At 67.6% G+C, this 18,785-nt stretch carries 19 protein-coding genes; 8 read left to right on the top strand and 11 right to left on the bottom strand.

Going from position 1 to position 18,785, the window contains the following annotated elements; all coding sequences use genetic code 11:
• Nucleotides 1-12: 12 nt before the first annotated feature.
• On the bottom strand, nucleotides 13-894 hold the full coding sequence (locus G6N44_RS16905) for a LysR family transcriptional regulator (protein ID WP_163665877.1): 882 nt from the start codon (nucleotides 892-894) through the stop codon (nucleotides 13-15).
• A 48-nt stretch (nucleotides 895-942) separates the two neighbouring features.
• On the opposite strand from G6N44_RS16905, the gene G6N44_RS16900 reads away from it, so the two are divergent.
• Nucleotides 943-1,581, top strand: coding sequence for a response regulator (locus tag G6N44_RS16900; protein WP_163665875.1), 639 nt, complete (start codon nucleotides 943-945; stop codon nucleotides 1,579-1,581).
• A 1-nt stretch (nucleotide 1,582) separates the two neighbouring features.
• Nucleotides 1,583-2,749 (top strand): sensor histidine kinase, encoded by a 1,167-nt coding sequence (locus tag G6N44_RS16895; protein ID WP_163665873.1) that lies wholly within the window; start codon nucleotides 1,583-1,585, stop codon nucleotides 2,747-2,749.
• 6 nt (nucleotides 2,750-2,755) lie between these two features.
• Here the strand turns inward: G6N44_RS16895 and G6N44_RS16890 are convergent, their stop codons facing one another.
• Complete coding sequence (locus tag G6N44_RS16890) at nucleotides 2,756-4,411, bottom strand: LCP family protein (protein WP_163665871.1); 1,656 nt, start codon at nucleotides 4,409-4,411, stop codon at nucleotides 2,756-2,758.
• A gap of 92 nt (nucleotides 4,412-4,503) precedes the next feature.
• On the opposite strand from G6N44_RS16890, the gene G6N44_RS16885 reads away from it, so the two are divergent.
• Nucleotides 4,504-5,418: an alpha/beta fold hydrolase gene (locus G6N44_RS16885; protein WP_163665869.1), complete on the top strand. Its 915-nt coding sequence runs from the start codon at nucleotides 4,504-4,506 to the stop codon at nucleotides 5,416-5,418.
• On the opposite strand, the gene G6N44_RS16880 is transcribed toward G6N44_RS16885, so the two are convergent.
• From G6N44_RS16880 to G6N44_RS16860, 5 genes are all read right to left on the bottom strand, one after another.
• Nucleotides 5,393-6,532, bottom strand: coding sequence for an acyl-CoA dehydrogenase family protein (locus G6N44_RS16880; RefSeq protein ID WP_163665867.1), 1,140 nt, complete (start codon nucleotides 6,530-6,532; stop codon nucleotides 5,393-5,395). The genes G6N44_RS16885 and G6N44_RS16880 overlap by 26 nt on opposite strands.
• Nucleotides 6,533-6,578: 46 nt before the next feature.
• On the bottom strand, nucleotides 6,579-6,959 hold the full coding sequence (locus G6N44_RS16875) for a RidA family protein (protein WP_163665865.1): 381 nt from the start codon (nucleotides 6,957-6,959) through the stop codon (nucleotides 6,579-6,581).
• 86 nt (nucleotides 6,960-7,045) lie between these two features.
• A complete protein-coding gene (gene pntB, locus G6N44_RS16870) occupies nucleotides 7,046-8,485 on the bottom strand; it encodes a Re/Si-specific NAD(P)(+) transhydrogenase subunit beta (protein ID WP_163665863.1) in 1,440 nt (479 codons plus the stop codon).
• A 36-nt stretch (nucleotides 8,486-8,521) separates the two neighbouring features.
• Nucleotides 8,522-10,045 carry a Re/Si-specific NAD(P)(+) transhydrogenase subunit alpha gene (locus tag G6N44_RS16865; protein WP_163665861.1) on the bottom strand — a complete coding sequence of 508 codons (1,524 nt, stop codon included), beginning with the start codon at nucleotides 10,043-10,045 and terminating at the stop codon, nucleotides 8,522-8,524.
• A gap of 117 nt (nucleotides 10,046-10,162) precedes the next feature.
• The gene (locus G6N44_RS16860) at nucleotides 10,163-11,176 is read right to left on the bottom strand and encodes a magnesium transporter CorA family protein (RefSeq protein WP_163665859.1); all 1,014 of its coding nucleotides are present in this window, start codon (nucleotides 11,174-11,176) and stop codon (nucleotides 10,163-10,165) included.
• Nucleotides 11,177-11,297: 121 nt separating this feature from the next.
• On the opposite strand from G6N44_RS16860, the gene G6N44_RS16855 reads away from it, so the two are divergent.
• A complete protein-coding gene (locus tag G6N44_RS16855) occupies nucleotides 11,298-11,921 on the top strand; it encodes a DUF3159 domain-containing protein (protein WP_163665857.1) in 624 nt (207 codons plus the stop codon).
• Nucleotides 11,922-11,932: 11 nt separating this feature from the next.
• On the opposite strand, the gene G6N44_RS16850 is transcribed toward G6N44_RS16855, so the two are convergent.
• Together G6N44_RS16850 and G6N44_RS16845 are read right to left on the bottom strand one after the other, a co-directional pair.
• A complete protein-coding gene (locus tag G6N44_RS16850; RefSeq protein ID WP_163665855.1) occupies nucleotides 11,933-12,790 on the bottom strand; it encodes a 3-hydroxyacyl-CoA dehydrogenase in 858 nt (285 codons plus the stop codon).
• A 110-nt stretch (nucleotides 12,791-12,900) separates the two neighbouring features.
• Nucleotides 12,901-13,011 (bottom strand): hypothetical protein, encoded by a 111-nt coding sequence (locus tag G6N44_RS16845; protein ID WP_003883225.1) that lies wholly within the window; start codon nucleotides 13,009-13,011, stop codon nucleotides 12,901-12,903.
• A gap of 126 nt (nucleotides 13,012-13,137) precedes the next feature.
• Here G6N44_RS16845 and G6N44_RS16840 point away from each other — a divergent pair, with 126 nt between their 5' ends.
• Nucleotides 13,138-13,827, top strand: coding sequence for a TetR/AcrR family transcriptional regulator (locus G6N44_RS16840; RefSeq protein ID WP_163665853.1), 690 nt, complete (start codon nucleotides 13,138-13,140; stop codon nucleotides 13,825-13,827).
• Complete coding sequence (locus G6N44_RS16835) at nucleotides 13,820-14,593, top strand: SDR family oxidoreductase (RefSeq protein ID WP_163665851.1); 774 nt, start codon at nucleotides 13,820-13,822, stop codon at nucleotides 14,591-14,593. Before G6N44_RS16840 ends, G6N44_RS16835 begins: the two co-directional genes overlap by 8 nt.
• Here the strand turns inward: G6N44_RS16835 and G6N44_RS16830 are convergent.
• A complete protein-coding gene (locus tag G6N44_RS16830) occupies nucleotides 14,586-14,966 on the bottom strand; it encodes a DoxX family protein (protein ID WP_163665849.1) in 381 nt (126 codons plus the stop codon). The genes G6N44_RS16835 and G6N44_RS16830 overlap by 8 nt on opposite strands.
• A gap of 99 nt (nucleotides 14,967-15,065) precedes the next feature.
• Here G6N44_RS16830 and G6N44_RS16825 point away from each other — a divergent pair, with 99 nt between their 5' ends.
• The gene (locus G6N44_RS16825) at nucleotides 15,066-15,950 is read left to right on the top strand and encodes a sigma-70 family RNA polymerase sigma factor (RefSeq protein ID WP_163665847.1); all 885 of its coding nucleotides are present in this window, start codon (nucleotides 15,066-15,068) and stop codon (nucleotides 15,948-15,950) included.
• A 9-nt stretch (nucleotides 15,951-15,959) separates the two neighbouring features.
• A complete protein-coding gene (locus G6N44_RS16820; RefSeq protein WP_163665845.1) occupies nucleotides 15,960-17,678 on the top strand; it encodes an acyl-CoA dehydrogenase in 1,719 nt (572 codons plus the stop codon).
• On the opposite strand, the gene G6N44_RS16815 is transcribed toward G6N44_RS16820, so the two are convergent.
• Nucleotides 17,675-18,766 (bottom strand): alcohol dehydrogenase catalytic domain-containing protein, encoded by a 1,092-nt coding sequence (locus G6N44_RS16815; RefSeq protein WP_163665843.1) that lies wholly within the window; start codon nucleotides 18,764-18,766, stop codon nucleotides 17,675-17,677. The two genes, G6N44_RS16820 and G6N44_RS16815, sit on opposite strands and share 4 nt — an antisense overlap.
• Nucleotides 18,767-18,785 lie beyond the last annotated feature (19 nt).

The raw sequence follows: 18,785 nt of genomic DNA, 5'->3' as shown, positions 1-18,785 counted from the left end.
CAATGCATGAGATTAGTCAATGGCATGCGCGCTGTGCATGACGAATTCGGCCAGGCGCGCCGCAGCGGGCGGTAGCGGACGGTCGGCGTTCCACGTCAGTCCGATCTGGCGTTTGGCCGAACTCTCCGACAACGGCACGTATGCGGCGCCCGGTTCGGCGCGTTCGGGCCGCGGCACCGGGACGACCGCGACCCCGAAACCCGCCGCCACCAACCCTTCCATGGTGGGGATCTCCATGGCCTCGAACACCACCTGCGGCGAGATACCGGCCTCGGCGCACAGTTCGTCGGTGAGCTGACGCAAGCCGAAGTCGGGTGCCAGCGCCACGAACGGTTCGGCTCCGGCGTCGGCCAGCCGGATCCGGGATCGGCGGGCGAACCGATGCTGACGCGGCACGGCCAGGCACAACCGTTCCATGTACAGCCCGCGCCAGCGGAAGCCGTCCGGCCGCGGCGACGTGATCGCCAGGTCGGCCTCACCGCCGGCCAGGCGTTCGACGATCTCGTGGGCCGCACCCTGGAACAGCTCGAAGCGCACCAGCGGAGCCTCGGCCCGGAACCGGCGCAACAGATCCGGAACGTACCAGCCGGCCTGCGAATGCAGGAACGCCAGCCGCACCATCCCGGTATCGGGGTCGCGCAACTCGGCGATTCTCTCGGTGGCCGAACGGATTTCGCCGATACTCCGGCGGCTGTGCTCCAGGAGAATGTGCCCGTAGGCGTTGAGCCGAAGGCGCCGGTTCACCCGATCGAACAGCGGCACCCCCACCTGCTCCTCGAGCCGGGCCAGGGCGCGTGACAGGGTGGGCTGGCTGATGCCGAGTTCGGCTGCGGCGTCGGTCACGTGCTCGGTTTCGGCGAGCACCACGAACCACCGCAGCTCGTCCAGATGCATCTCGCTGACTTTACGACCGCATCCCTGCTGCTGTGGAATGCTGGGCCGATGGTCGCCAAGTTGCGGGTGGTCGTGGGTGATGACCACCCGATGTTCCGCGAGGGTGTGGTGCGTGCCTTGACCTCCAGCGGCGAGATCGACGTGGTGGCCGAGGCCGACAACGGCGCCGACGCACTGGAATTGATCAGGACCCACCAGCCGCAGGTCGCCGTGCTGGACTACCGGATGCCACAACTCGACGGGGCCCAGGTGGCCGCCGCGGTCAGCCGTGACGAGTTGCCCACCCGGGTGTTGCTGGTCTCCGCGCACGACGAGTCGGCGATCGTGTACACCGCGCTGCAGCAGGGCGCCGCCGGGTTCCTGTCCAAGGAGTCCACCCGCAGCGAGCTGGTGAACGCCGTGCTGTCGTGCGCGAAGGGCCGAGACGTACTCGACCCGAACCTGGCCGCCGGGCTGGCCGGCGAGATCCGTCGTCGCAATGAACCCGACGTGCCCGTGCTCAGCCCGCGCGAACGCGAGGTGCTCGACCTGATCGCCAAGGGCCTGTCCATCCCGGCGATGGCCAAGGAGCTCTTCCTGGCCCCGTCGACGGTGAAGACCCATGTGCAACGCCTCTACGAGAAGCTGGGCGTGAGCGACCGGGGCGCGGCGGTCGCTGAGGCGATGCGCCGCCGACTGCTGGACTGACATGGCAGGCGGGCGCGTCGTCGAATTCTTCACCAGCCAACCGGTCCGCGTCTCGGCGCTGCTGCGGCTTCCGCTGATCGGCCTGATCGTGGTGCTGGTCTCGGTGTGGGAAGTCGACCACTGGTTGCCCGGCCTGTACGCGGTGATCCTGAGCGTCTACGCCGCCGTCGCGGTGCTCTGGCTGGTGGTGGTGTTCCGTGGGCCCATGCCGGCCTGGGCCGAATGGGCCTCCACCGCAGTCGATGTGCTGGTGCTGGTCACCCTGTGTGCGGTGTCGGGCGGGGCCACCGCAGCGCTGCTTCCGGTGTTCTTCCTGTTGCCCATCTCCGTTGCGTTCCAAGACCGTCCGTGGCTGACCGCGCTGCTCGGTGGCAGCACCGCACTGGGGTACCTGGCGGTGTGGATCCTGTACTCCGAGCGCGACGACAACGTCGGCCTGCCCGACATCGTCTACATGCACGTCGGCTTTCTGGCCTGGCTGGCGGTGGCGTCGACCGCGCTGTCGTTTGTGCTGGCGCGCCGTTCGGCGCGGGTGCGGACGTTGATGGAGGTGCGCCGCCAGTTGGTGTCGGAATCCACCCGGGCCGACGATCTGCGCAATGCCGAACTGGCCGAACATCTTCACGACGGGCCGTTGCAGACCCTGCTTGCCGCACGCCTGGAACTCGATGAGATCCGCGAACGCATCGCAGATCCGGGCCTGGACCGGGTGCACGCCGCATTGCAGGAGACCGCGGTCGGGCTGCGTTCCACGGTCACCGCGCTGCACCCGCAGGTCCTGGCCCAGTTGGGGATCACCCCGGCGGTGCGGGAGCTGTTGCGCCAGTACGAGACTCGCCCCGATCTGACCGTCCGGGCGGATCTGGAGGACGTCGGGCGCCCCGAAGGTCAGGCGCTGCTGTACCGGGCCGCCCGTGAACTGCTGGCCAACATCAACAAGCATGCCGGGGCGACCACGATCTCCGTCGGCCTGTATCGGGCCGGCGAGCGCGTCGTGCTGACCGTGGCCGACAACGGGACAGGGTTCGACCCGTCGGTATTGGCCGAGGCCGTCGCCGAGGGGCATATCGGGCTGGCGTCGCTGCAGGTTCGTATCGAGGCCATGGGCGGTTCGATGGCGATCAGCTCGGAGGCCGGGTTCGGCACCCAGGTCCGGGTCACGCTCTAGCCGAGGCTATTTCACGCAGGGAATACCGGAGACCTTCATCTGGCTCAGATCGGTGGGCGCCGCGGATTTGGTGCCGGTCGCGGTCGCGGCCACGGTGGTCACCGGAGTGCTCGCAGTGGTTTCCTCCGTCGACTCACCGGTCGAATCCCAGGTCGACTCCGACGCCGAATCGGACTCGGACCCCGACTCGGACCCCGACTCGGACCCCGACGACGTCGCGTCGCCGGATTCCGTCAGATAGTCGTCACCGGGGAAATCGGTCCCCACCGTCAACTGCACGGTGCCCGGCACCACCTCGGCGGACGGGGCCGCGATCACGCCGAGCTCATCGGCCAACGATTGGGCCGCGGCTTCGGCGCCGGTCCCGTAATCGATCGTGGTGGTGGCGGCCAGCGATTCACCGTCGCCGATCTGTCCCTCGGTGAATCCATGTGCACCGAAGGTTATTTCGAGCTGGGCCGCCAAGCCGCTGTAGGTGGACGCATTGACCACGTCGAGCACCGCGCCGTGGCCGTTGAGCTTCTGCGCCTTGCTGGTGGGCGTCGACGAGGACGCGGAGTCGTCCTTGGAGACGAGATCGTGCACGATCTTGCGGATCGTCGGGACATCCACGATGTTGATGTCCTCACCCAGCGAGTTCTGACCGAATTCCTTGATCGGCAGGGTGTAGAGCGTCGGCGGCTCGCCGGTCAGTGCCGAGGCGCGACTGGCGAAGCTGGCCAGGTCGAATCCGGAATCCAGCGCGACGTTCTGCTTGGTCACGTTGAGCAACTCGCGCAGCTTGCCCGGGCTGGACAGCGCGCCGCTCTGGCCCAGCGCCGATACCAGCGCGGCGATGAAGGCCTGCTGGCGGCGGGTGCGGTCGAGGTCGGTGAAGTTCTCGTCGTTGACGTCGCGGCGCTGACGTACGAAGGCCATCGCCTGCGCGGCGTCGATCTGCTGCACACCCTGATGGAAGTCGGCCCCCGAGTAGGGGTCGGAGGTGTCGGCGTTGAGGCATACCGTGATCGGTGCCACCGCCTTGGCGATCTGGAAGAACGCGCCGAGCGTGACCTCGACGAAGTGGTCGATGGGAATGCCGAGCAGGTTGCGCACGGTGGCGATCTGGGCCCGGCGCCCGGCTTCACGGGCCTGCTGCTCGTTGGCCGACGGGTCTTCGTACGACGAAGACTCCAAGGTTTCCATCTCGCGCTGATAGGCCCACCCGTAGGCCTGCTTGACCTTGCCCTTACACGGGTCGATGTCGCACCCGGCCAGCTCGACGTAGTCGTCGCGGGGAATGGAGAACGCGGTGGCCGGGCCGCCGTCGCCGGGCAGGTGCACCACGATCAGCACGTTGGCGTTGTAGCCGCCGACGGTCTCATCACCGGCGTGCAGGGCCTCGTAGATGTCCTCGGGCAGCGGGTTGCCGTGCTGATCCAGCCTGCTGTCCAGCCCCATGATCAGGATGTTCTCGGTATCCCCGGACGAGACCGGGCCGCCTTCCAGCGCGTTGGACGTGGTGATGCCGTCCAGCGCCCCGTGATAGGACACCCACCCGGCGCCCGTGCCCGCCAGCACCGCCACCGCCACCAGGCTGACAGCGGCGCGTCGGGCAGCCCGTACGCCCCGGTTGGGCATACGGTGGCGGGGTGCGCCGGTCGAGTGGGCGGGTGCATTCATGGCACCTGCCATTATGAGGCCGTTCGCCGCGCCCGTTACCACCGGGGAAAATGGCTGGTCACCAGCGGCGGTCGCGCACTACCGTGCGCACCATGAAATTGCGCATCGCCCTGGGCGTGCTGGTGCTGGTCGTGGCGGCGTTGCTGCTCAACGAACTGGTGGCGACCAAAGAGCATCGCCAGGCCGAGCCGTTCGCGGGCGGGCACGTGCTGGAGCTGGACGGCCCGGACCTCAACGTGCGTGAATACGGGCCGCCGGGGGAGCGTGCGGTGGTGTTGCTGCACGGGTACTCGGCCTCGATCGAGTGGTGGGAACAGGTGGCCCCGCAGCTGGCCCGCGACCAGCGGGTGATCGCGATCGATCTGGTCGGCCACGGCGGCTCCGAGGCGCCCGCCGACGGTGCCGCGTATCACTCGGCCGAACAGGCCACGGCGGTGCGCAACGCGCTCGTGGCACTCGGTGTGCGGCGTGCGGTGCTGGTCGGGCATTCGATGGGCGGGGCGGTCTCGGCCGAGCTGGCCCGGCAGTACCCCGACCTGGTGGAGCGGGTCGTGGTCTCGGACACCCCGGCCGCCGATGACCTGGTCACCATGCCGCTGTTGGGGCAGATGGTGTGCTGGCCGGTGATCGGCCCGGCGATGGATCTGGCCCGCAGCGTCGACGCGATCAGCGAGGGGTCACTGCAGACGGGGTTCGCCGCGGACTACCCGGTGCCCGATTACGCGCACCGCTCGCTGGAGCGCCTGACCTACACCGGGTTGTGCGACTCCACCGAAGGTCCGCATCCGACGGTGGAAACCCTTGCCGCACTGCACAAGCCGGTGTTGGTGCTGTGGGGCGACGAGGATGTGCTGACCCCGACCGCGCCCAACGTGGAGCGCTACACCGCCGCCGGATTGCCGCCGGTGGTGATCGAGGGGTCCGGACACACGCCGATGGTCGAGCAGCCCGATCAGTTCCTGGCCGCGGTCACGCCGTTCGTCAGGATCCCAGCCCCCGCGAGATGACCAGGCGCTGAATCTGATTGGTGCCTTCGAAGATCTGGGTGATCTTGGCTTCGCGCATGAACCGCTCGACGCGGAAGTCGCGGGTGTAGCCGACGCCGCCGAACACCTGCACGGCATCGGTGGTGACCTTCATCGCCGCGTCGGTGGCGATCAGCTTCGCGACGCTGGCCTGGGTCGAGTAGGGCAGGCCTTGATCCCGTCTGCGGGCGGCATCCACATACGTGGCCCGCGCGCTGACCACCGCGGCGGCCATATCGGCCAGCAGGAAGCCGAGCCCCTGATGGTCGATGATCTTGCGGCCGAACGTGGTTCGCTCGTTGGCGTACCGGATGGCCTCGTCCAGGGCGGCCTGCGCGATACCGACGGCGACCGCGGCGATGCCGAGGCGGCCGGAGTCCAGCGCGGAGAACGCGATCGACAGGCCTTGGCCCTCTTGTCCGATCAACCGGTCGGCGTCCAGGCGCGCGTTGTCGTAGAACGCCGAGGTGGTGGGCACCGCGTGCAGGCCCATCTTCTCCTCGGGCTTGCCGAAACTGAGGCCTTCGAGATCGGCGGGGACCAGGAAGCAGGAGATGCCCTTGCTGCCCTCGCCGGTACGGGCGAACAGGGTGTAGAAATCGGCCCTGCCGCCGTGGGTGATCCACGCCTTCGACCCGTTGAGGACGTAGCTGTCGCCGTCGCGGGTGGCCTTGCAGCTCAGTGCCCCGGCATCGGAGCCGGCCTGCGGTTCGGACAGGCTGTAGGCGCCGATCTGCTCACCGGACAGCATGTCCGGCAGCCAGCGCTTCTTCTGTTCCTCGGCGCCGTAGGCCAGCAGCGGGTGCGAGGACAGGCTGTGCACGCTGACCGCGACGCCGATCGCGGCCCACCGCGCGGCGATCTCCTCAAGTACCTGCAGGTAGACCTCGTACGGCTGACCACCGCCACCCCACTCCTCGGGTTGGGGCAGGCTCAACAGTCCGGCCGCGCCGAGCTGGGCCATGACGCCGTCGGGATATTTCTCGTCGCGCTCGTACTCGTCGACGATCGGGTCGAGGACCTTGTCGGCGACATCGCGGGTCAGCGCGATGAGGTCGCGAGCGTCGTCCGAGGGCAAGAGGCGGTCAACCGGCATACTTGCACATCCTAGTTTCTCTTCTCGGTGGGGAAACCGGTGGCGGTCAGCGCATCCGCGCGAGGATCTTGATCTCGGCCAGCGCGCCCATGGCCAGCTCGGTGACACCGACGGCGGTCCACGCCGGGTACGGCGCTGCCACGAACTGGTCCTTGACCGCGCCGAACGCCTGGATGTGGTGCTGCAGGTCGACGTGGAAGCTGGTGATGTCGACGACATCGGCGAACGTCAGCCCCGCCTCGGCCAGCAGCCCGCGCAGGTTCTCGAACGCCTGCGTGAACTGTGCCTGCGGTTCCTCGGGCAGGGTCAGGTCCGGCCGCAGGCCCATCATCCCCGAGCAGCGCAGGTGGTCGCCGTCGATCACTGCGGGTGCGAAGTGGTGGGCGTCGTACATCGGCTGCATCCACTCCGGCACAACCAGTCTCATGGGCCTCTCCTTCATTCCGCGACAAGACATAAAACTGCCCCTTTTCCGAAGAAAAGGGGCAGTTTTATGTCTGCTCGGCGAAGAAACTAGACGCGCTCGGCAGCGGGGAGCGCGGCCAGGATGTCGTTGACGCGGTCGCGGGCGTCGCCGAAGAGCATCTGCGTGTTCTCGCGGAAGAACAGCGGGTTCTGCACGCCCGCGTAGCCCGAGGCCATGGAGCGCTTGAACACGATGACGTGGTCGGCGTTCCACACCGTGAGCACCGGCATACCGGCGATCGGGCTGGACGGGTCCTCGGACGCGGCCGGGTTCACGGTGTCGTTGGCACCGATCACGAGTACGACGGAGGTGCCGGCGAAGTCGTCGTTGATCTCGTCCATCTCGAGCACGATGTCGTAGGGCACCTTGGCCTCGGCCAGCAGCACGTTCATGTGGCCGGGCAGGCGGCCCGCGACCGGGTGGATGCCGAAGCGGACGTTGACGCCGTGCTCACGCAGCTTGCGGGTCAGGTCGGCCACACCGTACTGGGCCTGGGCGACGGCCATGCCGTAGCCGGGCGTGATGATCACCGAGTCGGCGTGGGCGAGCAGTTCGGCCGCACCCTCGGCATTGATCTCGCGATGCTCGCCGTAGTCCTTGTCCTCGGCCGGCCCGGCCTCGATGCCGAAACCACCCGCGATCACCGAGATGAACGACCGGTTCATGGCCTTGCACATGATGTAGGACAGGTACGCACCGGAGGAGCCCACCAGGGCGCCGGTGATGATCAGCAGGTCGTTGCCGAGCAGGAAGCCGGAGGCGGCCGCGGCCCAACCCGAGTAGCTGTTGAGCATCGACACCACGACGGGCATGTCGCCGCCGCCGATCGAGGCGACCAGGTGCCAGCCCAGCAGCAGCGCGAGCACGGTGACACCGACCAGGAGCCACAGGTTCGGGGAGATGCAGAACCACACGGTCAGGGCGGCGAACAGCACGAGCGAGCCGACGTTGAGGAAGTTCTTGCCGGGCAGCATCAGCGGCGCGGACTTCATCCGGGCGGACAGCTTGAGGTTGGCCACGATCGAGCCGGTGAAGGTGACGGCACCGATGAAGACACCGATGAACACCTCGGCGGAGTGGATGCCGAGCATGCCCTCGCCGGCGAGTTTGGCGGCCTCGGCCCCGGCGGGATCGCCCTCGACGTGCAGGTAGCCGTTCCAGCCGACGAGGACCGCGGCCAGACCGACGAAGCTGTGCAGCAACGCGATCAGTTCGGGCATGCCGGTCATCTCGACGACCTTGGCGCGCCAGAGGCCGATCGCGGCGCCGATGATCATGGCGACGACCAGCAGGCCCAGGCCCAGCGGCTCGATCTTGTGCTCGAAGGCCAGGGCGATGGTGGCGACCAGGGCGATCGTCATGCCGGCCATGCCGAAGGCGTTTCCGGCCCGCGACGTTTCGTGCTTGGACAATCCGGCCAGAGCCAGGATGAAGAGCAGTGCCGCGACGACGTAGGCGGCGGTGGCAACGTTTTCTAGGGTGAACATGGAATCCATTCCAAAGTCTTTGTGGGCACGCAGGTTCTAGCTGCGGGAGAACATCGCGAGCATGCGGCGGGTCACCGCGAAGCCGCCGAATACGTTGATGCTGGCCAGCAGGATGGCCGCGGTGGCAATTCCGGTCACCAGGGCATCGCCGTGGCCGATCTGCAGCAGCGCGCCCACCACGATGATTCCCGAGATCGCGTTGGTCACCGACATCAGCGGGGTGTGCAGCGCATGGTGCACATTGCCGATGACGTAGTAGCCGATCACGATCGCCAGCGCGAACACCGTCAGGTGGACCTGCAGCGCGGCCGGTGAGATCGCGATGAGGGCGAAGATCGCAGCGGCAACCGTGAAGGTGACCCCGAGCCGGCGCCCGGTGGACATCGGCGGCTTCTCTTCCTTGACCACCGGAGCGGCAACCGGCTGTGCGGCCGGGGCGGCGGAGACCTGCACCGGCGGCGGGGGCCAGGTGGTCTCGCCGTCGCGCACCACGGTCACCGAACGCTGCACGACGTCGTCCCAGTCGAGGACGACCTTGCCGTCCTTCTCCGGGGTCAGCAGCTTGAGCAGGTTCACCAGGTTGGTGCCGTACAGCTGGGACGCCTGGGCGGGCAGGCGGCCGGCCAGGTCGGTGTAGCCGATGATCGTCACGCCGTTGTCGGTGACGATCGCCTGGTCCTTGACGGTGCCCTCGACGTTGCCGCCGTTGGCCGCGGCCATGTCGACGATGACGCTGCCCGACTTCATCGAGGCCACCATCTCGGCGGTGATGATGCGCGGCGCGGGCTTACCGGGGATCAGCGCCGTCGTGACGATGATGTCGACGTCCTTGCACTGCTCGGCGTACAGCTGCGCCTCGCGGGCCTTGTAGTCGTCGTCCATCTCCTTGGCGTAGCCCGTGGCGGAGACCTCAGCGGCCTCGTTCGCGACGGACAGGTACTCGCCGCCGAGCGAGGCGACCTGATCGGCCACCTCGGGCCGCGGGTCGGTGGCGCGCACGATGGCACCCAGGCTGCCGGCGGCGCCGATGGCGGCGAGGCCGGCCACTCCGGCGCCGACCACGAGAACCTTGGCCGGCGGCACCTTGCCCGCCGCGGTCACCTGTCCGGTGAAGAAGCGGCCGAATGCGTGGGCGGCCTCGACGACGGCGCGGTAACCGGCGATGTTGGCCATCGAGGACAGCACGTCCAGCGACTGGGCGCGCGAGATACGCGGCACCGCGTCCATCGCCAGCACCGTGATCGGCCGGGTGGACAGCTTCTCGACGAGCTCGGGCTTGAGCCCGGGTGAGATCAAGCTCACCAGCGTCGCTCCGTCGCGCAGCTTGGCGATCTCGGCATCATCAGGTGCATTGACCTTCAGTACGACGTCGGCGTCCCACGCGTTACCGATCTCGGCACCGGCGTCGGCATAGGCGGCGTCGGAGAAGCTCGAGGCAGTACCGGCGCCGGTTTCTACGACTACCGTGTAGCCGAGCTTGATGATCTGCCCGACCGTCTGAGGTGTGGCGGCGACGCGCGTTTCCCCAGGTAGGGACTCGTGCGGGATCCCGATGAGCATCGAATCCGCTCCGTTTCTGTCTGTTAGGCCTCTTGGTTCAGCCTGGAAGAGTGTCGCATTTGTGTTCAGATAACGCCCATGCCCCTTTTGGGGGATGTGACCCGTGGCGCAGTTTTGCTACAGCCAGTCCCGGCGTTTGAACATCACATACAACAGGATGACGAGCACAACAATCAAAGCGGTACTCGCGATGAACCCGAAAAAACTGTCGATGCCGGGGTACAGAACGTTCTGGCCGTAGAAACCGGTGATGGCGGTGGGCACCGCGATGATGGCGGCCCAGCCGCTGAGTTTCTTCATCACCGTGTTGAGTCGTGCGTCCTGCAACGACAGGTTGGTCTCGAACACCGTGGTGACCATGTCGCGCAGGGATTCGGTCCACTCCGAGGCGCGCAGCACGTGGTCGTAGAGGTCGGCGTAGAGCGGATCGAGGTCGGGCGACGTGGACGTGTCCAGCCTGCGGTGCTGGATGGTGCTGACCACCTCGCGCATCGGCAGCACTGCCCGGCGCAGTTCGACCAGGTCCTTGCGCAGCTGGAAGGTGCGTCGTTGCAGGCCGCGCCGCGGGCCGCCGTCGGTGAACAATTCGTCCTCGAGCGCATCGATGGCGTCGTCGAGTGCCTCCACGGCCTCGAAGTGCCCGTCCACCACGACGTCGAGCAGACCGTGCACCAGGGCGCCGACGCCGTGCCGCTGGCCGCCGAGTTCGTCGAAGCGCCGTGACACCGCGCCGATGTCGAACTCGGTGGCCGCACCGTTGAGGCCGGGCAGTCGGACGGTGATCAGGCCACGCGGCAGGACGAACGCCGAGATGCGGTGCTTCATCAACAGCGAGGTGTCCGGCGGCGCGTCCGCATCGGGCTCCCGGGCGTCGACCGCATACACCGTGAAGAACGTATGTGTTTGATACACCGAGGTTTTGGTGCGTTCCTTGGGGGCGACGGCGTCTTCGACGGCCCACATGTTGAGCCCGAGTTCGTCGGCCAACTCGGCGAGCGCCTCATGGTCGGGGTCGAAGATGTCGGCCCACACCAGGGTGTCCTCGTCGGCCAGACAGTCCGAAATGTCGGAGAACGCGAAGCCGTCGACCGGCATTCCGGAGCGCCACACCCGTCCCTGCACGTGTCTCACGAGGATCCAGTCAAGCACCGCGGGCCCGTTGTCGCCCGGATTCCTTCCGGCGGGCCACTCGGCTGACCTCGGTACTCTCGATGAGGACCTGCCCGATCGCGAACACGAGGCCCACACCCCCATGAAGGATTCCCCACTCGATGGACTGATGGCGCGCGTCGGCGGTGTCAGCGGCATGGTCTACTCGGCGTTGCCGGTGACCGTGTACGCGACGGTCTCGGCGCTCTCGGGGCGGGTGCCCGCGATCATCGCCGCGCTGGTGACGGCGGCCGCCGTGTTCGGCTGGCAGCTGCTGCGTCGCGAATCTGTCCGGCCTGCGCTGTGGGGATTCGTCGGTGTGGCGGTCTGTGCCCTGCTGGCCCTGGTGACCGGCCAGGCCAAGGACTTCTATCTTCCGGGCATCTGGATTTCCCTGACCTCGGCCATCGTGATGACCGGCTCGATCCTCGTCGGGCGGCCGCTCGTCGGGGTCCTCTGGGCCTGGGCCACCGGAAACGACAGCACCTGGCGTCAGGTCCCCGGGGTGCGGCTGGTGTTCACCGTCGTCACCGCGGTCCTCGCGGCGGTGTCCTGGTCGCGGTTCCTGGTGCAGAACTACCTCTACGACACGGGGCAGGAGGGGCTGCTCGCGGTGGCCCGGCTGGCGATGGGCTGGCCGCTGTTCGTCGTCACCACCACGCTGGTTCTGCTCAGCGCCCGTTACGCGATCCGGGCACTGCCGCGCTCGCTTGCGGATGCGTCGTAATTGCCACTGGCTCAGTTGTACTTGTAGAAGCCCTCGCCGGTGGCGAGGCCCAACTTGCCCTTGTCGATGTAGTTCTCCTTGAGCCACGCGGCGAGCTTCTGAGCTTCGGCGTCTCCGTGGGCCATGATGTTGTACGGCGTGGTCAGGCCGATGATGTCGTAGATCTGGAACGGGCCGATGGGCGCTCCGGTGGCGATCCGCCAGGTGTCGTCCACGGCACCGGGGTCCGCGTAGCCGCCGGCTGCGAGCTCGGCCGCCGCGTTGAGGAACGGCACCAGAAGCGAGTTGAGGACGTAGCCGGCCTTCTCCTTGTGCAGCTCGATCGGCACCATCCCGATGGCCTTGGCGAACTCGACCACCTCGGCGAAGACCGCCGGGTCGGTGTCGGTGGTCCCCATGATCTCGGCGGTGTTGAACTGCCACACGCGGTTTGCGAAGTGCAGGGCCAGGAACTTGTCGGGCCGGCCGGTGGAGTCCTTGAGATCACTGGGCAGCAGCGTGGAGGAGTTGGTGGCGAAGATCGTCTTGGCCGGCGCGAGCTCACCGAGCTTGCGGTAGGTCTCCTGCTTGAGGTCGAGGATCTCGGGGATCGCCTCGATCACCAGGTCGGCGTCGGCCACGGCCGCCTTCAGGTCTGACGTCAGGGTCAGCCGGTTCAACGCGTCCCGGGCCTTGCCGTCGCGGGCGTCGGGCACCTCGTTGGCATAGGTTTCGGCCAGCTTGCCGAAACGATCCTTGGCCGCTTCGAGCACCTTGTCGTTGATGTCGTAGGCCGTGACGGAGAAGCTTTTGAACGCGCTCTGGAACGCGATCTGGGAACCGAGTACTCCGGTCCCGAGCACGGTCACCGTCTTGATGGAGGTCGTCACGATGTTTCTCCTTCCACGACAGCGCGCCCGCTGTCGCTGCGGAAACGGAATGAAGGCGCGCCCGGTATCACCGGCGCGTGAGGAGTGGGAAGACTGACGGCCGGTCCTGATTACACCGGGGGATAGGCCGGCGGCGGGTAGACGCCGCGCAGACCCCAGGCGAGCCACGGAAAGAAGAAATCGCTCTCGTCGCTGAGGTCGTAGTCAGGATTCGGATCCATGTCCGCAGTCTAGACGCAGTCGACACGCCGGGAACAGGGTCGTGAAGGGAATTGCCTACACTGTTCAACCATCTAGTTGATTGATTTCCTGGGCAAGGTCCGGGTCATGCTGATAGTGAGTGTGCTATGTCTTCCGATGCAGAGGGCGGCCGGGGCCGCGGAGGCGCGGCCGCCAACGGGACTTCCCGCCGCGACGAACTGCTGAGCGTCGCGGCCAAGCTGTTCGCCGCCCGCGGCTATCACGGCACCCGCATGGACGATGTCGCCGAGGCCGTCGGGCTGAACAAGGCCACGGTCTATCACTACTACTCGAGCAAGTCGCTGATCCTCTACGACATCTACAAGGGCACCGCGGACTTCACCGTCGAGGCGCTGCACGACGACCCCACCGCCTCGGCCCGGGAAACCATCTACAACTTCACCCGCAGGCTGTTGGTCGGCATCGCCAACGACCTCGAGCGCGCCGCGGTGTACTTCCAGGAAGGCCCGTACATCGCGGAGTGGTTCACCGAGGAGCAGGTGGCCTACATCCGACGCGCCGAGACCCAGGTCTACGAGCATGTCCGCGACGTGATCGACCGCGGCGTCGCCAGCGGCGAGTTCTACGACTGCGACTCCCACGTGCTGGCCCTCGGCTACATCGGGATGACGCTGGGGTCCTACCGCTGGCTGCGACCACACGGCCGGCGCACCGCCCAGGAGATCGCCGTCGAGTTCAGCACGGCGCTGCTGCGCGGGCTGATCCGTGACGAGGGAATCCGCAACGAATCTCCGCTCGGTGTCGAGGTCGACGAGAGGGCCTGGAAACATGACTGATCTGTTCCGACTGGACGGCAAGGTCGCCGTCGTCACCGGGGGCGGTCGTGGCATCGGCCTGATGATGGCCCGCGGCCTGCTGCAGGCCGGGGCATCGGTGTACCTGTCCAGCCGCAAAGAGGCCGAGTTGGCCGCCGCGGTGGACGCGTTGTCCCCGCTGGGCCGGGTCGCCGCGGTGCCCGCCGACCTCGGCACTGCCGACGGGGTCGCGACGCTGGCGAGCGCCGTCGCCGAACGTGAGGACGCCGTCCACGCGCTGTTCAACAACGCGGGCGCGGCGTGGGGCGCACCGTACGAGGAGTTCCCGGAATCCGGGTTCGACAAGGTCTACGACGTCAACGTCAAAGGCGTCTTCCTGCTGACTCGCGCGCTCACCCCGTTGCTGAATTCCGCTGCCACCGAAGATGATCCGGCCCGCGTGATCAACACCGGCAGTATCGACGGCATCGTCGCCCCCGGTAAGGGCCGCGACAACTTCTCCTACAGCGCCAGCAAGGCCGCCGTGCACATGCTGACCCGTCACCTCGCGGGCGAACTCGCCCCGAGGATCCTGGTCAACGCGATCGCACCGGGCCTGTTCGAATCGCGGATGACCAAGGAGATGCTGCGGGCCGGGTCGGAAGAGGTAGGGGCAGTTCTTCCCTTGGGCCGCATCGGGCAGCCCGACGACATCGCCGGGATCTCGGTGTTCCTGGCCAGCCGGGCCAGCGCGTACATCACCGGTGCGGTCATCCCGGTCGACGGCGGCGTGAGCACGATCAGCTGACGGGCAGGGTGAACCAGCCCCAGGCCAAGAAGGCGAACACCCCGAGATAGACGATGTCGCCGGCCATGTAGAGCCACTCGCTGCGACGGAATCTGGTCGTCGTCGCACCGGCCATGAACAGCGCCAGGCCGCACGCGGCGACTGGCGTCAGCACCGGTGCGATACCCGTCGCGACGGGTAGCACCAGGCCGATCGCGCCGACCAGTTTGATGGTCCCGATCACCTTGAGGTGGCCGGCACCGAACTCGTCGACCCAATGCTGGGTCGTGCCGATCGACCGGTACCTCTCCCGCGACATCAGGAGCATGGTGCTCCCGCCTGCGGCATAGGCCGCCGCGGCGATGATGGTGATGATCCAGAGGGTGGTGTGCATTTCTCGCTCCGTTTCGTGGTTACGTTCGGGCCTGTTGGTTACGTGGAGCCCCGCGGACTCGTCACTCTTATGACGGATCCGCGCGAGGAGAGGTAACTCATGACGCCCGACGCATCACTGGCCGAGACATTCGAAGAGCAGCGCCCGCGGCTGCTCGCGGTTGCCCACCGGGTACTCGGCTCACGGGCAGACGCCGAGGACGCGGTCCAGGAGGCATGGCTGCGCCTGTCCCGTCAGGACACCGGCTCGATCGAGAACGCTGCCGGGTGGCTGACGACCGTGGTGGGCCGGATCTGCATCGACATGCTGCGGTCGCGGACCAGCCGCGCCGAGGTGTCCCCCGCCGCCGATATTTCTGAACTCGTCGTCACCGAGGATCTGGACACCCCGGAGGACGCCGCGGTGCTCGCGGACTCGGTCGGGCTGGCGATGCTCGTCGTGCTCGGATCGCTGCGCCCCGACGAACGTCTCGCGTTCGTCCTGCACGACATGTTCGCCGTGCCGTTCGCCGAGATCGGGCAGATCCTCGACAGGTCGGGCGATGCGGTCAAGATGCTCGCCAGCCGCGCGCGCCGGAAGGTGCAGGACGTGCCGCCGCCCGCCGGGGACCGCCGCCGCAAGCAGGAGCAGCGCGAGGTCGTCGACGCCTTTCTGGCCGCCGCACGCGACGGTGACTTCGACGCGCTGTTGCGTGTGCTGGACCCCGACGTCAGTTGGCAGCGGTACACGGCCACCGGCGTGACCGTCGGGACCGGATCGGACGCCGTCGTCGCTGCGGTCCGGCGCGGTCAGGGGACCCGCGTCCTGGCCCGCCGGGTGTCGGTGAACGGCGAGCCGGGGATCCTGGCGTGGAGCCCGACCGGTCGTCCGCTCAGCGTGATGGCCTGCGTCGTCGACGGGGGCCGGCTGGTCGGGATCGTGTCGATCCTCGATCCGAAACGGCTGGCTCGGATGTCACTGCCGCAGCCGCCCGCTGACGATTAGCCTGGCCGCATGAAATCGACCATCCTGTCGCGGCGCGACCTGGAGTTCCTGCTCTACGAGTGGTTGGACGTCGAAAAGCTCACGGCGATGGACCGGTTCACCGAGCACTCCCGCGAGACCTTCGACGGGGTGTTGGATCTGTGCGAGCAATTGGCCACCCGGTATTTCGCGCCGCACAACAAGCTCAGCGATGCCAACGAGCCGACGTTCGACGGGCAGAGCGTCACGCTGGTCCCCGACGTGAAAGCGGCGTGGGACGCGTTCGCGGCAGCCGACCTGATCGCCATGGGGATGGACGCCGAGCTCGGCGGCGCGCAGTTGCCGGTCACCGTCGCGCAGGCCGCGTTCGCGTGGATCGCCGCTGCCAATGTGTCGACCTCGGGTTATCTGATGCTGACCATCGCGAATGCCAACCTGCTGGTCCGCTTCGGCTCGGCCGAGCAGATCGAGACGTTCGTCAAACCCATGCTGGCGGGCCGGTTCTCGGGCACCATGGCGCTGTCGGAGACCCAGGCCGGATCCTCACTGGCCGACGTCACCACGCGGGCCGAACCGCAATCCGACGGCAGTTACCGGGTGTTCGGCTCGAAGATGTGGATTTCCGGGGCCGAGCACGAGCTCACCGAGAACATCGTCAACCTCGTGCTGGCCAAGATTCCCGGCGGTCCGGCCGGCACCAAGGGCATCTCGTTGTTCATCGTGCCGAAGTACCTGGCGGACGGAAGCCGCAACGGGGTGGCCATTTCCGGGCTGAATCACAAGATGGGACAGCGCGGTATCACCAACACCGTGCTCAACTTCGACGGCGCGGTCGGCTATCTCGTCGGGGAGCCGCACCGCGGCATCGTCTACATGTTCCACATGATGAACGAGGCCCGCCTCGGTGTCGGGATGGGTGCGGTCGCGCTCGGATACACCGGTTATCTCAAGTCGCTGGAGTATGCGCGCGAGCGTCCGCAGGGCAGGCCGCTGGGCGTCAAGGATCCGACCACCCCGCAGGTGCCCATCATCGAACATGCCGACGTCAAGCGAATGCTGTTGGCGCAGAAGTCCTATGTCGAGGGGGGACTCGCGCTGGCACTCTATTGCGCCAGGCTGGTGGACAGCGGGTCGGCCGATGACACCGCCGTGCTGGACATGCTCACCCCGATCGCCAAGAGCTGGCCGTCGCAGTGGTGCGTGGAGGCCAATGATCTGGCGATCCAGGTGCACGGCGGTTACGGCTACACCCGCGAGTACGACGTCGAGCAGCACTACCGGGACAATCGGCTGAACCCGATCCACGAGGGCACCCACGGCATCCAGAGTCTGGATCTGCTGGGGCGCAAGGTGACCCAGAACGGCGGGACCGGTCTCGTCGCATTGGGGGATCGGATCGCAGCGACGGTCTCGGCGGCTTCGGGTGCGGCGCCCGAGTTGGCCGCTCAACTCGACGCGGCCTGGCAGCGCCTGGTCGCGGTGACGGCCGAGATGTTCGCCCCGGGTGATGTCGAGGCCGCGATGGCCAACAGTGCGGTGTACCTCGAGGCGTTCGGTCATATCGTCGTCGCCTGGATCTGGCTCGAGCAGGTCCTGGCCGCCTCAGGGCATGACGGCGATTTCTACGACGGCAAGCGGCAGGCCGCCCGGTACTTCTTCCGTTACGAACTGCCCAAGACCGCACCGCAATTGGACCTGCTGGCCAGCCTGGACCGCACGACGCTCGAGATGCGGGACGGCTGGTTCTAGCCGAATTCGATGATCTGCCGCACCGCCCGCCCGTCGGACAGTGCGTCCATGCCGGCGTTGATCTCGTCGAGAGTGATCGTGTCGGACACCAGGGTCTCCACGGGTAGCCGGCCGGACCGCCAGAGTGCGACGAAGTGCGGGATGTCGCGGGCCGGCACCGCCGAGCCCAGGTAGCTGCCGATCAGTGACCGCCCTTCGGCTACGAAACCCAACGGCGACACCGAAATTCGGGCGTCCGGCCGGGGCAGGCCGACGGTGACGGTGCGCCCGCCGGGTCCGGTCAGCGCGATCGAGGTCTCCAACGCGGCCGGGTGGCCCGCGGCCTCGATCACCACATCGGCCTTGAGGTCGGCGGCCTGCTCGGGGGTGTAGGTCTCGTGGACGCCGAGCGCGCGGGCCTTGGCGAGTTTGTCGGGCAACTGGTCCACACCGATGACGCGGACGTCGTCGTGGGCCAGGGCGGTCAGGACGGCGGCCATGCCGACGCCGCCGAGACCGACGACCGCCACGGTCTGACCGGGGCGCGGTGCGCCGACGTTGAGCACCGCGCCACCGCCGGTCAGTACCGCACAACCCAACAACGATGCGACAACGGGGTTTACGTCGGAGGGAACGGGCACCACCGACCGGCGGTCGACGACCGCGTGGGTGGCGAATCCGGAAACTCCGAGGTGATGGAACACCGGTTCACCGTCGCGGGTCAGCCGGATGTCGCCGTTCATCAAGGTGCCCGCGCCGTTGGCGGCCGATCCGGGACCGCACGGCGTCAGGCCGTCGGTGGCGCACGCCGGGCACGCGCCGCAGCGCGGCAGGAACGTCATCACGACCCGCTGGCCCACCGGCAGATCGGTATCGCCGGCCTCGACGATCCCGGCGGCCTCATGGCCCAACAGCATCGGGACCGGGCGTACCCGGTTGCCGTCCACGACCGACAGATCGGAGTGACACAAGCCCGCGGCCTCGATGCGTACCAGCAGTTCGCCCGGGCCGGGTTGGTCGAGTTCGAGGTCGCTCACCCGGATCGGGCGGGACTCGGCGTAGGGGCGGGGGAGGCCGATGTGCTCGAGGACGGCGCCGCGGATCAACATGTCACCAGCCTGCACCTGC

This window comes from Mycolicibacterium alvei, assembly GCF_010727325.1.
Classification (GTDB): Bacteria; Actinomycetota; Actinomycetes; order Mycobacteriales; family Mycobacteriaceae; genus Mycobacterium; species Mycobacterium alvei.
This window is presented reverse-complemented; position numbering and strand designations above follow the sequence as displayed.